This window comes from Paracoccus halophilus (genome assembly GCF_000763905.1).
Lineage (GTDB): Bacteria > Pseudomonadota > Alphaproteobacteria > Rhodobacterales > Rhodobacteraceae > Paracoccus > Paracoccus halophilus.
In genome coordinates, this window is the sequence record NZ_JRKN01000006.1 from 182,724 (window position 1) to 198,309 (window position 15,586).

General features: G+C 64.5%; 15 protein-coding genes and 1 pseudogene. 2 read left to right on the forward strand and 14 right to left on the reverse strand.

The annotated features are described in order from the left end of the window. Nucleotides 1-25: 25 nt before the first annotated feature. The 4 genes from IT41_RS06605 to IT41_RS06620 are packed head-to-tail and all read right to left on the reverse strand — an operon-like array spanning nucleotide 26 to nucleotide 3,168. Nucleotides 26-484: a tripartite tricarboxylate transporter TctB family protein gene (locus IT41_RS06605; RefSeq protein WP_036739612.1), complete on the reverse strand. Its 459-nt coding sequence runs from the start codon at nucleotides 482-484 to the stop codon at nucleotides 26-28. Then, a complete protein-coding gene (locus tag IT41_RS06610) occupies nucleotides 484-1,440 on the reverse strand; it encodes a tripartite tricarboxylate transporter substrate binding protein (RefSeq protein WP_036739614.1) in 957 nt (318 codons plus the stop codon). Before IT41_RS06610 ends, IT41_RS06605 begins: the two co-directional genes overlap by 1 nt. A 31-nt stretch (nucleotides 1,441-1,471) precedes the next feature. Further along, nucleotides 1,472-2,161, reverse strand: a complete 690-nt coding sequence (locus IT41_RS06615) for an RraA family protein (RefSeq protein ID WP_036739615.1) — start codon at nucleotides 2,159-2,161, stop codon at nucleotides 1,472-1,474. Beyond that, nucleotides 2,158-3,168 (reverse strand): hydroxyacid dehydrogenase, encoded by a 1,011-nt coding sequence (locus IT41_RS06620; protein WP_036739616.1) that lies wholly within the window; start codon nucleotides 3,166-3,168, stop codon nucleotides 2,158-2,160. The genes IT41_RS06615 and IT41_RS06620 overlap by 4 nt, the downstream gene beginning before the upstream one ends. A gap of 179 nt (nucleotides 3,169-3,347) precedes the next feature. Between IT41_RS06620 and IT41_RS06625 the strand changes: the two genes are divergently transcribed. Continuing rightward, nucleotides 3,348-4,265, forward strand: a complete 918-nt coding sequence (locus IT41_RS06625; RefSeq protein WP_036739617.1) for a LysR family transcriptional regulator — start codon at nucleotides 3,348-3,350, stop codon at nucleotides 4,263-4,265. A gap of 248 nt (nucleotides 4,266-4,513) precedes the next feature. On the opposite strand, the gene IT41_RS06630 is transcribed toward IT41_RS06625, so the two are convergent. The 9 genes from IT41_RS06630 to IT41_RS06670 all read right to left on the reverse strand — a co-directional run bounded on the left by IT41_RS06630 (nucleotide 4,514) and on the right by IT41_RS06670 (nucleotide 13,950). Then, nucleotides 4,514-5,542: a proline racemase family protein gene (locus IT41_RS06630; protein WP_036739619.1), complete on the reverse strand. Its 1,029-nt coding sequence runs from the start codon at nucleotides 5,540-5,542 to the stop codon at nucleotides 4,514-4,516. A 4-nt stretch (nucleotides 5,543-5,546) separates the two neighbouring features. Next, a complete protein-coding gene (locus tag IT41_RS06635; protein ID WP_036739620.1) occupies nucleotides 5,547-7,022 on the reverse strand; it encodes an aldehyde dehydrogenase family protein in 1,476 nt (491 codons plus the stop codon). Between the two features lie 8 nt (nucleotides 7,023-7,030). After that, nucleotides 7,031-7,732 (reverse strand): SDR family oxidoreductase, encoded by a 702-nt coding sequence (locus tag IT41_RS06640; RefSeq protein ID WP_036739706.1) that lies wholly within the window; start codon nucleotides 7,730-7,732, stop codon nucleotides 7,031-7,033. Between the two features lie 13 nt (nucleotides 7,733-7,745). Continuing rightward, nucleotides 7,746-8,978, reverse strand: coding sequence for an NAD(P)/FAD-dependent oxidoreductase (locus tag IT41_RS06645; RefSeq protein ID WP_036739622.1), 1,233 nt, complete (start codon nucleotides 8,976-8,978; stop codon nucleotides 7,746-7,748). A 54-nt stretch (nucleotides 8,979-9,032) separates the two neighbouring features. Further along, nucleotides 9,033-9,911, reverse strand: a complete 879-nt coding sequence (locus tag IT41_RS06650) for a dihydrodipicolinate synthase family protein (RefSeq protein ID WP_036739709.1) — start codon at nucleotides 9,909-9,911, stop codon at nucleotides 9,033-9,035. A gap of 73 nt (nucleotides 9,912-9,984) precedes the next feature. Next, nucleotides 9,985-10,500: a tripartite tricarboxylate transporter TctB family protein gene (locus tag IT41_RS06655; RefSeq protein WP_036739623.1), complete on the reverse strand. Its 516-nt coding sequence runs from the start codon at nucleotides 10,498-10,500 to the stop codon at nucleotides 9,985-9,987. 23 nt (nucleotides 10,501-10,523) lie between these two features. After that, nucleotides 10,524-11,408 (reverse strand): MBL fold metallo-hydrolase, encoded by an 885-nt coding sequence (locus tag IT41_RS06660; protein WP_052081311.1) that lies wholly within the window; start codon nucleotides 11,406-11,408, stop codon nucleotides 10,524-10,526. A 21-nt stretch (nucleotides 11,409-11,429) separates the two neighbouring features. Further along, on the reverse strand, nucleotides 11,430-12,935 hold the full coding sequence (locus tag IT41_RS06665; protein WP_036739719.1) for a tripartite tricarboxylate transporter permease: 1,506 nt from the start codon (nucleotides 12,933-12,935) through the stop codon (nucleotides 11,430-11,432). A gap of 70 nt (nucleotides 12,936-13,005) precedes the next feature. Continuing rightward, complete coding sequence (locus IT41_RS06670; protein ID WP_052081312.1) at nucleotides 13,006-13,950, reverse strand: Bug family tripartite tricarboxylate transporter substrate binding protein; 945 nt, start codon at nucleotides 13,948-13,950, stop codon at nucleotides 13,006-13,008. Nucleotides 13,951-14,104: 154 nt separating this feature from the next. Between IT41_RS06670 and IT41_RS06675 the strand changes: the two genes are divergently transcribed. Continuing rightward, on the forward strand, nucleotides 14,105-15,064 hold the full coding sequence (locus IT41_RS06675) for a LysR substrate-binding domain-containing protein (RefSeq protein WP_036739626.1): 960 nt from the start codon (nucleotides 14,105-14,107) through the stop codon (nucleotides 15,062-15,064). Between the two features lie 197 nt (nucleotides 15,065-15,261). On the opposite strand, the pseudogene IT41_RS21525 reads toward IT41_RS06675, so the two are convergent. Beyond that, nucleotides 15,262-15,462 (reverse strand): annotated as a pseudogene (locus tag IT41_RS21525) (IS3 family transposase); the annotation flags it as partial. Nucleotides 15,463-15,586 lie beyond the last annotated feature (124 nt).

Consider the following 15,586-nt stretch of genomic DNA (forward strand, 5'->3'; position numbering starts at 1 on the left):
ACCCCTCCCCAGGAGATGACGCGGATCAGACGGGCCACAGCGGCACTTGCACGCCCAGACCGTAGACAAAGACCAGCGCACCAAAGAGCGTCAGGCCGGCCGCCAGCAGCAAGATATGCGACCACTTGCCGCCCGGATCGGCAAGCGATCCCACAATGACCAGCCAGAGCGAGGCCAGCACGAAGCCCAGATAGGTCGCGGCAAAGGCGAAGCCGACGATCGAGATGGTGATGACGGCCAGCGGCCTTATGCGGATCGCCTCGATCGCCTGCGCGGGCCGCGTCAGGGCAGGCAGGCCGACGGCCAGCCCGATCAGGATCAGCAGGATGCAGACGGTGCGGGGCAGAAAGCCCGGCCCCATCTGCGCCAGGGTGCCGCCATCCAGCCCCCGGGCCATATACAGCCCCAACGCGCCAAGCCCGATGAACATGCCGGCGGTCAGAAGATCGGGGGCGTCACCCCTGGTTCCGTTTGGGGCGGCCATCACTGGCCGCCTTCGATCAGCTTGAATATCTCGGTAAAGCGGGCCAGCCGCGCCGGCATCTCGGCCTGCCAGTCCGCGCCCGAGCGATAGGCCAGCGGCAGCGCCTGCTGCTTGGCCTTTTCCTGAAATTCGGGATTGGCAAGGGCGGCATCGACGGCAGCAGCCAGTTTCGCGCGGATTTCCTCGGGGACATCGCAGCGCGCGGCAAGCCCGCGTTCCGAGGACATCAGCACTTCGAAGCCCTGCTCTGTCGCGGTCGGCAGATCGGGCGCCAGGACCGAACGCTCTTGCGAGAACTGCGCCAGCGCCCGGAAGGCATTGTCGTCGCTGGTCGAATATTCGCCGACATTGAGCCCGATCATCGAGACATGACCGCCCAGAAGCGCGGTCTTGGCCTCGTTCGCGCCGCCAAAGGGCACGGCGGTCAGATCGACCCCGGCCGCCTGTTCCAGTTGCAGCATCGCCAGATGCTCGTCCGTGCCCATGCCTGTCGTGCCGACCGAGACCGCTCCCGGATTTTCCCTGGCATAGGCGACCAGATCGGCAAGCGACTGGAATTCCGATCCTGCCTGCACGATGAAGGTACCCGGATCCTCGACGATGCGGGCGATGGGGCAGATGCTGGCCGGATCGTAGCGCAGCTTGCGGTCGATCTGCATGGTCAGAAAGCCCGGCGTGTTCAGGGACGAAACGGTATAGCCGTCGGGACGCGCCTGCGACAGCGCGGTATAGGCGATCTCGCCCGAGGCGCCGGGGCGGTTCAGGACCGGGAACTGGGTCTCAAGCTCGGCCTCAAGAAACGGCGCCAGGGTGCGCAGCATGATGTCCGTGCCGCCGCCGGGGGCGAAGGCGACGATCATCTCGATCGGCCGGTCGGTCGGCCAGTCGGCCAGTGCGGCGCCCGCGCCGGTGGCGGTCAGGATGGCGGCAATGGCCGTGGTTTTCGCGAATGTCATGGTTGGTCCTCCCAATGTGATCTTTGTCCGGTCAGGCAGTTTCGGGCATTTCGCAACCCAGTTTCTTCAATGCGGCATCGACCCAGGAACGGTCGTTCTTGCCCTCGGCGATGGCCTGCATCTGCCGCGTCTCGGCGTCCTGTTTGGCCTGCGTTCGTTTCAGAATGTCCTCGGCATCGGCCAGCGGCACCGCCAGCACCCCGTCGGCATCGCCAAGCACGATATCGCCCGGAGCGATCACCATGCCGCCAAGGCTGATCGGCACGTTGATCTCGCCCGGGCCGTCCTTGTAGGGGCCGCGATGGGTGACGCCCGCGGCAAAGGTCGGCAGGTTGGTCGCGACAAAGGCGTCCACGTCGCGGATCGCGCCGTTCAGAACGAAACCGGCGACCCCGCGTTTCACGGCATAGGCCAGCATCAGCTCGCCCATCAGCGCATTGGTCAGGTCACCGCCGGCATCCACCACGATCACATCGCCGGGTTGGGCCATGTCGATGGCCTTGTGCAGCATCAGATTGTCGCCCGGACGCGCGCGCACCGTCAGCGCAACGCCGGCCATGCTGCCCGATGCATGCATCGGCCGCAGGCTCGGCCCCGCCGCAAAAACGCGCGACATGGCGTCCGAGACATTCGCGACGGGAAGTTGGGCAAATGCCTCGACCAGCGCCTTGGGGGCAACGTTCGGGCGGTTACAGATACGAAAGCCTATGGTCATGTTCATTCCTCTGCCTTGATCAGGGATTTGGCGGCATCGGCCAGAAGCGCACGGTTGGCAATCCGCTGCGGCGCAACCGGGGTGCCCTCGAGAATGTCAAAGATGCCGCGCACCGCATCGACGCCGACGCGGGCGCCGGCCTCACGGGTGACACCGCCGATATGCGGGGTCACGACGATACGCGGCTCGGCCCAGAAGGGATGATCCGCCGGCGGCGGCTCGACGGCGAAGGAATCGAGGCCCGCGCCGGCCAGATGACCCGATTGCACCGCTGCCAGCAGCGCGTCCTCGTCGATCAGCCCACCGCGCGCGGTGTTGATGACATAGCTGCCCTGCGGCATCCGCGCGATGGCATCGGCATTCACGATCTGACGGGTCTGATCGGTCAGCGGGCTGTGCAGGCTGAGAATCTCGGCCTCGGCGAGCATGGCGTCGAATGTATCGAAACGCGTTGCGCCGATGGCCTCGAACGCCTCATCGGGCGCATAGGGATCGAAGCCGACGATCTTCAGCCCCAGCCCCCGGGCGATCCGCGCCGTTGCCTGTGCGATGGACCCCATGCCCAACAGCGCAATCGTCGCACCTTGCAATTCGCGCCCCTGAAAGCCCGGCTTTTCCCAGCGGCCGGCGCGCAGCCCAGCATCCAGCGGCAGGATCCGTTTCACCGTCGTCAGCAAAAGGGCGATCGTATGTTCAGCAACCGAAACGGCATTGGCGCCGGTCGCAACAAGGACCGGGATATTCCGCTGGGCCGCGGCATCCAGATCGATATTGTCGACCCCGACCCCGTGCTTCGAGATCACCCGCAATTGCGGCGCCCCGTCCATGACCGCCGCATCCAGCCGCCCCATCCGTGACACGATCCCGACGGCACCTGACTGCTTCAGCCGGTCGGATATCACGGCACTGTCTGCATAGGCAGGCGTATGCACCGTCTTGTAGCCATGATCGGCCACATATTTCGCCGCGAGCGGATCCAGATCGGGACCGGTCACAAGGATGGTCTTGCTCATCACATAGCTCTCCAGGCGCCCTGCAGCACAGGGCGGATCAGTCTTTCGATTTTTCAGGGTTATCCGCGCCGGCCTCCCAGCAGCCGCGGTCAATTCCTCTCACTCATGCTTAACGAATAGAGTTGCTTAATTACAGCGCGTAATTATTATTCTTATATTAAGAAATACTGGATATATTGATGGATACCCGCCAGCTTAAAACACTCGTCGCGATCTCGACCCAAGGCACATTCGCCCGCGCCGCGGATATCGTGGCCCTGACGCCCTCGGCGGTCAGCCAGCAGATTCAGGCGCTTGAACAGGAACTGAACACCGAACTGTTCGAACGCACCTCGCGCCCGCCAAAGCTGACCCCGCATGGCTTGCAGGTGCTTGAAATGGCCAAGGACATGCTGCGCCTCGAGGAGGATACCAAGGCCAGCCTGCGTGGCGACCGGATTGCCGGCACCTTGATGCTGGGCTCGGTCCGGTCGAGCGCGCTGAACCTGCTGCCAAAGGCCATCCTGCGGATGCGGAACCTTTATCCCGATCTGAAAACGAATCTCAGGGTATCGCTGTCCTCGACGCTGATCTCCGATGTCGCGGCCGGCCGCCTCGACGCCGCCATCGTGGCCGAACATCTGGGTTTCCCCCCGGCCCTGCGCTGGAGCCCGTTCCTGCGCGAACCGCTGTGGCTGATCGCACCGGAGGGGACCGATATCACGGACCCGATCCGGCTGCTGAATTCGCGACCCTATATCCGGTTCCGAAGCGCCGTTCCGCTGGCCAACCTGATCGACACTGAAATCTCGCGCCTGGGCGTCGTGCCGCAGGATATCGCGGAGATTGACACGATCGGCTCCATCGTCACCTGTGTGCGTCAGGGCATGGGGATCTCGGTCGTGCCGCATGTCGCGCTGCAGGAGCCCGAAGATGATCGGCTGACGCGGCTACCCTTCGGCAGCCCGCAGATTACACGACAGATCGGAATCGTCGAACGCATCGTTTCCCCACGCGGCGAAATCATCGCACATATGCATGAGGTCCTGGCGGAGTTGTGCCGAGAGCACGGTGTTCGAAGAGAGGTTTCAACTTCCGCAACCGTTATGTCACGTTAACTCCCGGAAAGTGCGGAAGGTTATCGGCCTGACCGATATGAGCGCGTCCCTTGCCATTGCTACCGGCGGGGCGTTGGGCAGCACATCATCACATTTCTGATCGCAGTCTTGCGTGGGAAGACGTGCGGGGCTCGGTTTGGACATTGTTTCGCATCGGCAGCCTTAGCTCGTGCGCCTGCTTGAGATCAAAGTGGCCAACGCAGGCTCAGGCCTGAAAGACCGCCAAACCGTTTGGGACAGAGACGAACTCATCCCCGCTCCTCCGCCCCCCAGGTGTCCGACAGTGTGAAACCATGCGGAAACGGATCGCCCGGATCGAGGCCGATCTGGGTGATGGCATAGATCCAGCACTGCCCCGAGACGCGGTTCCGCGTGGCCCGATACGGCCCGATCTGCGTCTCGCCCAGATATTCCGTCACGAACTCGCCGCCGATGATCGAGCGCGAGACCAGCCTGTCGCCCGGCTTCACACGGCCATGCAACGCCTGCACCGCCATGTTGGAATTCGAGCCGGTGCCGCAGGGCGAGCGATCAGCGCGTCCCGGCCGCAGCGTGGTGCAGGTGCGCAGCGCGCCATCGGCCTCATCGGCGCGGAACATGACATAGGCCAGCCCGTTCAGCGCCGGCGTGGTCGGATGCGGCGCGGGCTCGACCGCCGCGATCCGGCCCCGCAGCGCGACGCCGATCCGCGCCAGTTCGCGGGCGTTCTCCGGCGCGATGGCCAGCCCGATCCGATCGGCATCGACCAGCGCATAGAAGACGCCGCCGAAGCACAGATCATAGTGGACCGGCCCCCATTCGGGCGTCTCGATCACCGCGCCCTGCCGGGCGACGAAAGCGGGCGGCATGTCGAGGCTGACCCGCGTGACCTTGCCGCCTTCGCAATGCGCCACCGCGCGGACCAGCCCGGCGGCGGTGTCCAGCGTCACCACGGTTTCCGGCCCGGTCATCGGCAGCATGCCGGTTTCCAGTATCGCGGTCACCGCGCACATGGCGTTCGAGCCGGACATGGCATGGGCCTGATCGGGTTGCAGCACGATGAAGCCCACATCCGCCGCCGGATCGCAGGCCGGGACCAGCAGGCAGAAGGACCCGGCAGGACCCGAGCGCGGCTCTGAACACAGGAACCGGCGCAGGCTGTCATCGACCCGGTTCAGGTGATCCAGCTTTTCGGCCATGCTCGCGCCGGGGATGTTCAGCACGCCCGAGGTGATCACGCGGCCGATCTCGCCCGCGCAATGGACATCGACGGTTTGCAGGGTGCGGGTCCAGCGCATCGGCTCAGCCTTTCAGATACCAGCCCCAGGGCTTGTGACGGTCCCAGGCAGTGATCTGCTTGGTTTCCAGATAGTTGTTCAGCCCCCATTCGCCCAGCTCGCGGCCGATGCCGGATTGCTTGTAGCCGCCCCAGGGCGCCTCGGTGAAGGTCGGCTGGCTGCAATTGATCCAGACGATGCCGGCACGAAAGGCGCGGGCGACGCGCTCGGCCCGGTCGAGATCGGCGGACATGACGGCGGCGGCAAGGCCGAAGCGGCTGTCATTGGCCATGCGGATCGCCTCTGCCTCGGTCTCGAAGGGTTTGACGCAGACGACCGGGCCAAAGATCTCCTCGCGCCAGATCCAGCTGTCCTCGGCCATGTCGGCAAAGATTGTGGGCTCGACATAGCAGCCGGCCTCCAGCCCCTTGGGCACGCCGCCGCCGGTGACCAGACGGCCCTCGGACTTGCCACGCTCAATGGCGGCCAGCACCTTTTCATGCTGCGACGGGCTGACCAGCGGCCCCAGCAAGACGCCCTCGTCCAGCCCGTGACCGATTTTGATCTTCAGCGCTTCCTCGGCCAGACGCGCCATCAGCTTGTCATAGATGGGCGCCTCGACCAGAACCCGGCTGGTGGCCGAACAGACCTCGCCCTGGTTCCAGAAGATGCCGAACAGGATCCATTCGACCGCCTCGTCGATGGGCGTGTCGGCGAAAACCACCAGCGGGGATTTGCCGCCCAGTTCCAGACTGACCGTCTTGATGTCGCGCGCCGCCGTCGCCATGATCCGCGACCCCGTCGGGACCGAGCCGGTAAAGGCCAGCTTGTCGACGCCCGGATGTTCGGTCAGGGGCTGGCCCGCCTCGGCGCCGAAGCCGGTGACGATGTTCAGAACGCCCGCCGGCAGGCCAGCCTTCTGCGCGATCCCGCCCAGTTCCAGCGCCGTGACCGGCGTCAGTTCCGAGGGTTTCAGCACGATGCTGCAGCCGGCCGCCAGCGCGGGCGCGACCTTCCACGAGGCCATCAGCAGCGGAAAGTTCCACGGGATGATCGCACCCGCGACGCCCACCGGTTCCCTGACGGCTTTCGAGGTGAAGCCATCCATCCCCAGCGTGATCGGCTGTTCTGCGGCATTATCCATCCGTTCGGCCAGATCGGCGTAGAAATGGAATACGCCCGCCGTGTCCTCGATATCCCAGACGGCTTCGGGCAGCGGCTTGCCGTTGTCCCGCACCTCAAGCCGCGCCAGCTCGTCCTTGCGCGCGGCGATCTCATCGCCCATCCGGCGCAGCACCGAGGCACGCTCGGCCCCGGACATGCGGGGCCATGGGCCATGGTCAAAGGCGCGGCGGGCGGCCGTGACGGCGCGGTCGATATCCTCGGCATTGCCGCGCGGGACATGGTGGAACACCTGCCGGTCCGAGGGATCGACCACCTCGAATATCTGCCCCGAGGCGGAGGCGACATAATCGCCGTCGATGAAAAGCTGATCCTTCATGGGTTCCCTCACATATGTCTGGTGACGCCGCCATCGACCCGCAGGCTCTGGCCGGTGATATAGCTGCTGTCATCGGACAGCAGGAACGCCGCCGCCTTGCCCTGTTCCTCGGCCCGGCCAAGGCGGCCGAGCGCGGACATGTCAGCATATTTCTGCGGCAGGTCGAGGCTGTCGGTGAAGCCCGGCAACAGGCAGTTCATGCGGATATTCGCCGGGCCGTAGCGGTCGGAATAAAGCTTGGCAAAGGAGGAAACCCCGACCCGGTAGACGCTGGAGGTCGGGAACATCAGGCTGGGCTCGAAGGCGGAAAAGGTGGTGATGCAGAGGATCGCGCCGCCGCCCTGCGCCTCCATCACCGGGGTGACGAGGCGGGCCATGCGGATCACCGGTTTCAGCACCATGTCATTGGCGCGGTCCCAGTCCTCGTCCGGGATCTCCAGCAGGTCGCCCTTGGGCGGGCCGCCGACATGGATCATCGCCGCGTCGATGCGGCCATAGCTTTCCATCGTCAGATCAAAGATACCCCGGATCGCCTCGCCGTCCTCGGCCTTGCCGCGACGGGCGACACCGCCCAGTTCCGCCGCCAGCATCTCGCAGGTTTCCGAGGGCGACATCAGCGCCAGCCGATAGCCGCGCCCGTGCATCTCGCGCGCGGTTGCGGCACCCATGCCGCGGCCTCCGCCGACGATCAGGCATGTCTTGTCGGTCATCATCTCCTCCTGCTCAGAAACGGTCGATGCGATAGGGCGTCATGTCGATGGGCGGGGCCGCCCCGGTGATCAGATCGGCCATGAGGCGCGCATTGGTCGCGGCATAAGTGACGCCCAGATGGCCGTGGCCGGTGGCATAAAAGACGCCCGGCGTCTTTGCCGAGGCCGACATGACCGGCACGGTATCGGGAAATGCCGGGCGGTGTCCCATCCATTCGGTGAAATCCTCGCAGCGCAGCTTCGGCAGGGCGGTCTGCGCGCGCCTGACGGTGATCTTCGCGCGCCGGTAATCGGGGGCTGCATCCAGTCCCGCCATCTCGACCGTGCCGCCGACGCGGATGCCGCCCGCCGTGGGCGTGACCATGAAGGCGCGGGCGGGCCAGATGATCGAATGGCGCATGGAAATCCCCGGCGCCATGATCTGGGTGTGATAGCCGCGCTCGGTCTCCAGCGGCATCTTCTCGTCCAGCAGGCGCGAGAGACGCGCGGTAAAGGCGCCGGCGGCCAGCACGACCTCATCCGCCGCGATGCTGCGGCCATCGGCCAGCCGCAACGCGGTGATCCGCTCGCCGCGCTCGAAGCCCGTGACCTCGGCCTTCTCGATCCGCCCGCCCATGGCGGCAAAGCGATCCGCAAGGCCGGTCACCAGCCGATAAGGATCGCGCAGGCTGCGGTTTTGCGGAAACAGCACCGCCATGCCGATACTGTCCGACAGCTCCGGCTCAAGTTCCCGCGCCTCGGCGCCGGTCAGGACGCGATGGGCAAAGCCGAAACGTTCGAGGATCTCGATATGCTCGCGGTCGGCACGGAATTCCGCCTGATCGGTGTAAAGCGACAGGCAGCCTTCCTCGGTCAATTCGCCCTCAAGCCCGGTTTCGCGCAGGAGCGGGCGCAGATCGTCATGCACCCGCGCGCAAAGCGCCGCCCCCGCCGCCTCCAGCTTGCGCAGGGTCGAGGGGCGCGAGGCCGCGACAAAGCGCATGAACCACGGGATCAGCCGCGGCATATAGGCGGGGCGTACGCGCACCGGCCCCTCGGGGTCCAGCATCCAGCCGGGGATCTGCCGCCAGACCGAAGGGCGCGAGGCCGGCATGAACTCGGTCACCGCGATCGAGGCCATGTTGCCCCAGGACGCGCCCATCCCGGGCGCGTCGCGGTCGATCAGCACCACCTGACGGCCGCGCTTTTGCAGCTCGTAAGCCAGCGCCGTGCCGATGATCCCCGCACCGACGATTGCCGTGGTCATCTTCGCCCCCTCGATTTGACGTGCCGGGGCGGCACCGCGCCGCCCCGGAAGCTGTTACCAGTTCAGGATCGGCTGCATCGCCTCGCGGAAGGCAGCCTTTTCCTCATCCGTCAGCGGGCCCAGCGGCGCGCGGCACTCGCCGACCGGCGTGCCCTGCAATTCGCAGCCATATTTCAGCTTCTGCACGAACTTGCCGGATTCGAGGATGTTCATCGCGGTGTACAGCGTCGCCATCTGCTGGCGTGCCTTGTCCAGATCGCCCGCGCGCCAGGTCCGGTCCAGATCGCAGACCGCCTTGGCCATGCAGTTCGCCGGCCCGCAGATCCAGCTGTCCGCACCCCAGAGCATGAAATCCAGCGCGATATCGTCCGAGCCCGAGACAAGCTGGATCCGCCCCTCATACCGGGTGGCGATGCCGATGGCGCGCTGCAGCGAGCCCGAGCTTTCCTTGATCCCGATGACGCGCGGATGATCGGCCAGCGCGTCCAGAACCTCCCAGCCCAGTTCGACGCCGTCCTTGTCGGGATAGCTGTAAAGCACGATATTCACGTCGCAGGCATCCAGAACGGTCTGGAAATGCTTGATCAGTTCCGCCTGCGTGGGCTTGGTGTAAAAGGGCGTTGCCAGCAGCACCGTGTCATAGCCGATGGCCTTGGCACGGTTGGTATTGGCGATGACGCCGGCGGTCGAGGGCGCGTTGGTGCCGGCGATCAGCGTCTCGCCGGGCATGGCGAAATCCTTGACGAATTTCAGCACCTCGTCGCGTTCCTCGTCGGACATGAAATTGTATTCGCCCGATGATCCGCAGGGCACCCAGCCGCTGACACCGGCCGCGCGCAGATTGGTCAGATGCTTTTCGAAAGCCGCGAAGTCGATCTTGCCATCCGCGTCGAATGGGGTGACGAGCGCGGGCATGACGCCGGAGAGTTTCATGGTGTTTCCTTTCATTTCGGGGCCGTCAGGCGGCCGATTTCAAAATCGCTGGCCGGGAAGGCCACGAAGGGCATCAGAACAGCGCCAGGTCGATCAGCGAGCCCGAGGGCATGTAGAGCCCCAGCAGCTTCACGAAGATCAGCTGCATCACCACGGCCGCGCCCGCCGACAGCAGGATCATCGGCAGCGGCCTGCGCAGGCCAAAGGTCCAGAAGACCGCCAGCATGGTGAGAAAGGTCGCCAGCAGATAACCGGCCAGATGGATCAGCTGCACATAGACCACCATCTCGACGGTCAGCGGCAGCACCACCCACAGCAGGATCGAGCGCCCCTGCGCGATGCGCGGCGCGGCGGATGCGGGACGGCGCAGCAGAAGCTGGATCGCCCGGCCCAGCCCGTAAAGCAGGATCGCGCCGGACATGATCGCCGGAAGCGTGCGCGCGTTCACGCCGCCCTCTTCGACGGTGATCAGCATGCTTTGCCAGAAATAGATCGCCCCGAACGCCAGCACGGCCAGCGCAAAGAGCAATTCGTTCAGCCAGGATTCGCCGCCGCCGGTCTCGGCCTGGGGATCGGTCTGATCGGACATGTCTTTCCCTCCTGTCGCGCGGCTCAGTCGAAGGCCGCCATGGCGTTCGGCTTCAGCCCCAGTTCCATCAGGTCCTCGCCAAAGACGAGGTTGCCCTTGTAGATCTGCGACATCTCGGCGATCACGCGCTCGCGCACGCCGGGCAGGTCGAACTGGTCATAGATATGCGTGGCAACGATGGTCCCGGCATTGGTCTTGCGGCCGATCTCGGCCAGTTCCAGATGGCCGGTATTGCCTTTCAGATGCGCGGGATGGTTCACCGTGCCGCTGATATTGCAGCACATATGGATCATCAGGTCGCAATCCTGCGCCAGTTCCAGCAGGTTGTCGCAAGGTCCGGCATCGCCGGAATAGACGAACGAGCCCTGATCCGTGTCGAAACGCAGCGCGAGGCAGGTCAGGTAGGGCTGCGCATGCGGCACCTCGGCAATGGTCAGGCGCCAGTTGTCGGTCTCGATCACGCTGCCATGGCTGTATTCCTGAACGCTGGGGCTGGGCGGCTTACGGGGCAGTTTGCCGCCGCGCAGCTGATAGACGTTCAGGCTGCTTTCCCAGCCGCAGCGCGCCTCGATATCGAAACGGTAGGCGCCGTTCTCGCCCAGCAGCCGGTCGACGAATTGCGCGGTCGGCGGCGGGCCATAGATCTTCAGTTCCGGCAGCTGCCCCGCGCCCTGGTCCCAGCGGGTCAGCACAAGGCGCGGAAAATCGACGCAGTGATCGTAATGCAGATGCGAAAACATCATATGCGTGATCTCGGTCGGCTTGCGGCCCGCCTGCAGCAGCCGGTGATGCGCGCCCGGCCCGTGATCCAGAACGATCACGTCATCGGCGATCTCCAGCAGGTAGCCCGAGCCCATGCGCCGCAGCGAGGGGGCCGGATTGCCAGTGCCCAGCATGGTGACTTTCATCTTGAATTTCCTTTGCTTGGATTAGCTGTTCACGGGGGCACGCCGGCCCGCGCGATGGCGCAGCGACGACACGATGCGGCTGGTCAGAACCGCCAGACCGATCAGAATGAAGACCATCGCGACCGGATGATCGAGGAAGACGAGGATCCCGTCATTGGACAGAAGCATCGCCTGACGCAGCGATTCCTCGGCCCCGCGACCCAGCACGAAGGCGATGATGAAGGCCGAGGTCGGAAAGCCGAAGCGGCGCATGAAATAGCCGATCACGCCAAAGGCCAGCATCACATAGACATCGAAGAAGCTCATCGACGATGAATAGGCCGCGATCAGCGCCGTCGCGAAGATGAAGGGATAGATATACTGGTTGCCCAGCCGGGTGATGTATTTCCCGAAGATCGGGCCGAGGTAATAGCCCAGCACGAAATAGCCCAGGATGCCCAGAAGACCGGCCGCGAAAAGCTGGAAGACCAGTTCGCGCGAGGTGGTGAAGATGGTCGGTCCGATCTGGATGCCATGGATCAGGAACACCCCCATCAGCAGCGCCGCCACCGTGCTGCCCGGAATGCCCAGGGCCAGCAGCGGGATCATCGACGGGCCGGAGACGGCGTTATTGGCGGCCTCGGGCGCGGCGACGCCCTCGATGGCGCCCTTGCCCCACAATTCCGGGCGTTTGGCGCGGCGCTTTTCCTCGCCATAGGCGGCGAAACAGGCGACGGCCGAGCCCAGGCCGGGCAGGATGCCGATGATCGAGCCAAGGATCGACGAGCGGAAGATGACCGGCAGCGACAGCCGCCATTCCTCGCGCGTGATCGCGCCGCCATCGCTGCCGTCGCCCATGCCCTCGACCACCGGCTCATAGGTCTTGCCGACCTGGTCGAACAGCTCCGCGATCACGAAGATGCCGACCAGAAGCGGGATCAGGCTGAAGCCGCTGGAGAGTTCCAGCCAGCCGAAGGTCAGCCGGTCATAGCCCGAGATCGGATCGGTCCCGACCAGCGAGACCAGCACCCCGAAGACCGCCGCGATCAGCCCCTTGGCGACGGAATCCGACACCACGCTGCCGATGACGATAAAGGCCATCATGTAGATCGCGAAGAACTCGGCCGGGCCGAATTTCTCGGTGAACGACGCGATATAGGCGGCGCCAAAGATCAGCAGCATGTCGCCGATGAAATCGCCGATGGCCGAGGCGGCCGTGGACATGCGCAAAGCCGCCTTGGACCGGCCCTGCAGGGTCAGCGGATAGCCGTCGTTCATCGTGGCCGCCGCCGCCGCCGTGCCCGGCGTGTTGAACAGGATCGCCGCGATCGAGCCGCCGTAACGGCCGGATTTGCCCAGCACATACAGAAAGGACAGCGCCGCGATCGGCGACATATAAAGCGTCATCGGCACCATCAGCGCGATCACGGCGGCAATCGACATGCCGGGCATCGCGCCCACCAGCACGCCCACGACCACGCCAAGCGCCACGAAGCCAAGCGTATCCAGCGAGGTCAGGACGGTGGCCAGACCATAGAAAATATCCATCATGTTTCTCCTGAAACGGAAGACATGCGGCCCGCCATGGGAGGTGGGGCGGGCCGCAGCGACCCGCTGGTCAGTCGGTGAGATCCTCGAACATCTGATCCAGCAATGCCGCGCTTTCCTCGGCATTCAGATAGGTGTCCGTCAATCCCGCCTTGGCCAGGAGCGCCTTGTATTCTTCCTTCTGCGCCGTCGTGGCCACGGCATCGCGCAGCCTCTGGACGATATCGTCAGGCGTTCCCGCCTTGACATAGACCGCAAAGACGTTGGTCAGATTGGCGACCTCATAGCCCTGTTCGGCAAAGGTCGGGATGTCGGGCAGCAGCGCGGAACGTTCGGGCGAAAAGACGCCAAGACCGCGCAGTTTCGATTCGAACCCGACCAGGTGCTGTTCGCCCAGCACGCTGAAATCGACCTGTTCGGCAACCACGGCCGCCTTGGCGGGACCGCCGCCCTTGAAAGGCACGTCCTGGACGTCAAGCCCCATGCGCTCGGCGATCTTCGAGAAGCCGACGCCCAGATAATCGTCGCGCCCGGCGCTTGCCCAACGCATCTCGCCGGGGTTCTCGGTCGCATGGGTGACCAGTTCCTGAAGCGTCTGATAGGGGCTGTCATAGGGCACGGTCAGCACGATCGGCACCTGGCCCAGCACGCCGATCGGCACCATCTCCTTGCGGAAATCGACCGGGCTCTTGCCCTGCAATTCGTTGACCACGACCGGGCCGACCGCCTGCATCAGCACGGTGTAGCCATCGGCATCCTGATCGGCGACCTCTTTCAGCGCGATCATGCTGCCGGCGCCGGGGCGATTGATCACCGCCATCGGCACCCCGTCCAGTTCCTCATGGATCAGCCCGGACAGTACCCTTGCATAGGTATCCGTGCCGCCCCCGGCGCTGGAGCCGACGAACATCTTGATCGGCTTTTCCGGCCATTCGGCCAGCGCGGCGCCGGCTGATGCCGAAATCCCGGCGACAATGGCCGTGGCTGCAACAAAACCCTTGAGCCTGTTGAACATCTGAATTCTCCTCCTTCTGGCGGGCGCCGCTTGCTCCTCGACCGGCGCCTGACCTTGGACAAAGGCGTAGCATTCCGCTCATCTTCGGAAAATTACTTCGTTCATTGATTGGCTATAAGAAATATATGTAGGATGCCGAAGGGAGGGGGTCCGCATGAGATCGCAGCAGCTGAAGATCCACCGTCTGCTCTATTTCGTCGAAGCCGTGGATCGCGGCTCGCTGGCGGCGGCGGCGCGCGCCCTGAACGTCGCCCAGCCGGCGCTGAGCCAGCAGATCAGCGAGTTGGAGGCCGCGCTTGGGGTCGACATCCTTGAACGCAGCTCGGGCGGCGTGACGCCGACGGGCGCGGGCGAGATATTCTATGAACATGCGGTCGCCATCCTCAGAAGGCTGGAGGTGGCGATGCATGAGACCCGGGCGCAGGGCTCGATGATCTCGGGCGACGTGAATATCCTGATGTCGACCACCACCAGCCAGATCTTCCTGCCCTGGCTGATCACCGAAACCATGGACAGCTATCCCGGCATCAAGCTGCATATCGATCAAAGCGGCAGCAACGAACATTTCACCCTGCCCCTGCAAAGCGGCCGCGCCGATTTCGCGATCCTGCCCGAGATCCGCGCCCTGCCCGGCATCCAGGCCGATCTGCTGGTCGAACGTCCCCTGGTGGTCGTCGGCGCCCAGGATCAGATGCTGCCGCTGGAAAACCCCGACGGCACGGTGAATTTCGAGGCGATCCTGGATCTGCCCATGGTGTTCCCGCGCAAACGCCACCCCTTCCGCGCCCGGATCGAGCAATTCGCCAGCGAACTCGGCAAGGTCTTCGACGTGCGCGCCGAAGCCAGCGATGCGTCGATCCTGACCAAATACGTCCAGACCGGCAGGTTTTTTTCCATCCTTCCGCTCAACGCCGTCGTCTCCGGCACCGGGCGGAACGGCCTGCGCACCCCAAGGATCGTGAACCCCGCATTATCGGGCCGCTACATGCTGTTTCGCTATGCCAAACGCCCGCCCAGCAGCAGCGCCGAGGCCGTGATCGCCCTGCTGATGGACAAGCGCAACAAGTTGGAGGCCGAGCAAGAGGGCGAAGAGGCTTTCAGTACCGGAACTTGAAGCCCCCTTCCCGGCCCTGTTCTGCAAGGCAGAATGGACCTGTCCCGAAAAGATACCGGGTTCTTGAGAGCATGACAGCGATCAAGGAGCACAAAGGGGGCGACCACGCCGCGCGTCCAGCGGAAACCCAAGCAGCAGGTTTCGATCCACGCCCCCGCGAAGAAGGCGATCCGGGGCCTGTCGGATGCCGAGGGCGGTCCCGGCATCTGGTGGATCGGGTTCAGGATGAATCTATCGGGCTCTGAAGTCCGGATCTTGCAGATGTATTCGTAGGGTGTGAGACCGCCGAGCGTCTTGAGCCTGCGCGCGAAGTTGTATACTGCCATGAAGTCCCCGAAGTGTATTCGGAACTGATCGTGACTGTCGTAGTGGAAGCGCCTGACGGTGGCCTCCTTGAGTAACGCGCGAAAGTTGGTGATGCCCTGAGGGGCGGCATATCATGGCGGTGTTCAGACGCCGTCAATTCTCAGCCGAGAAAGGGATATGCCACATGTCGGAGACTACCATCAGCACGCTGCCCGA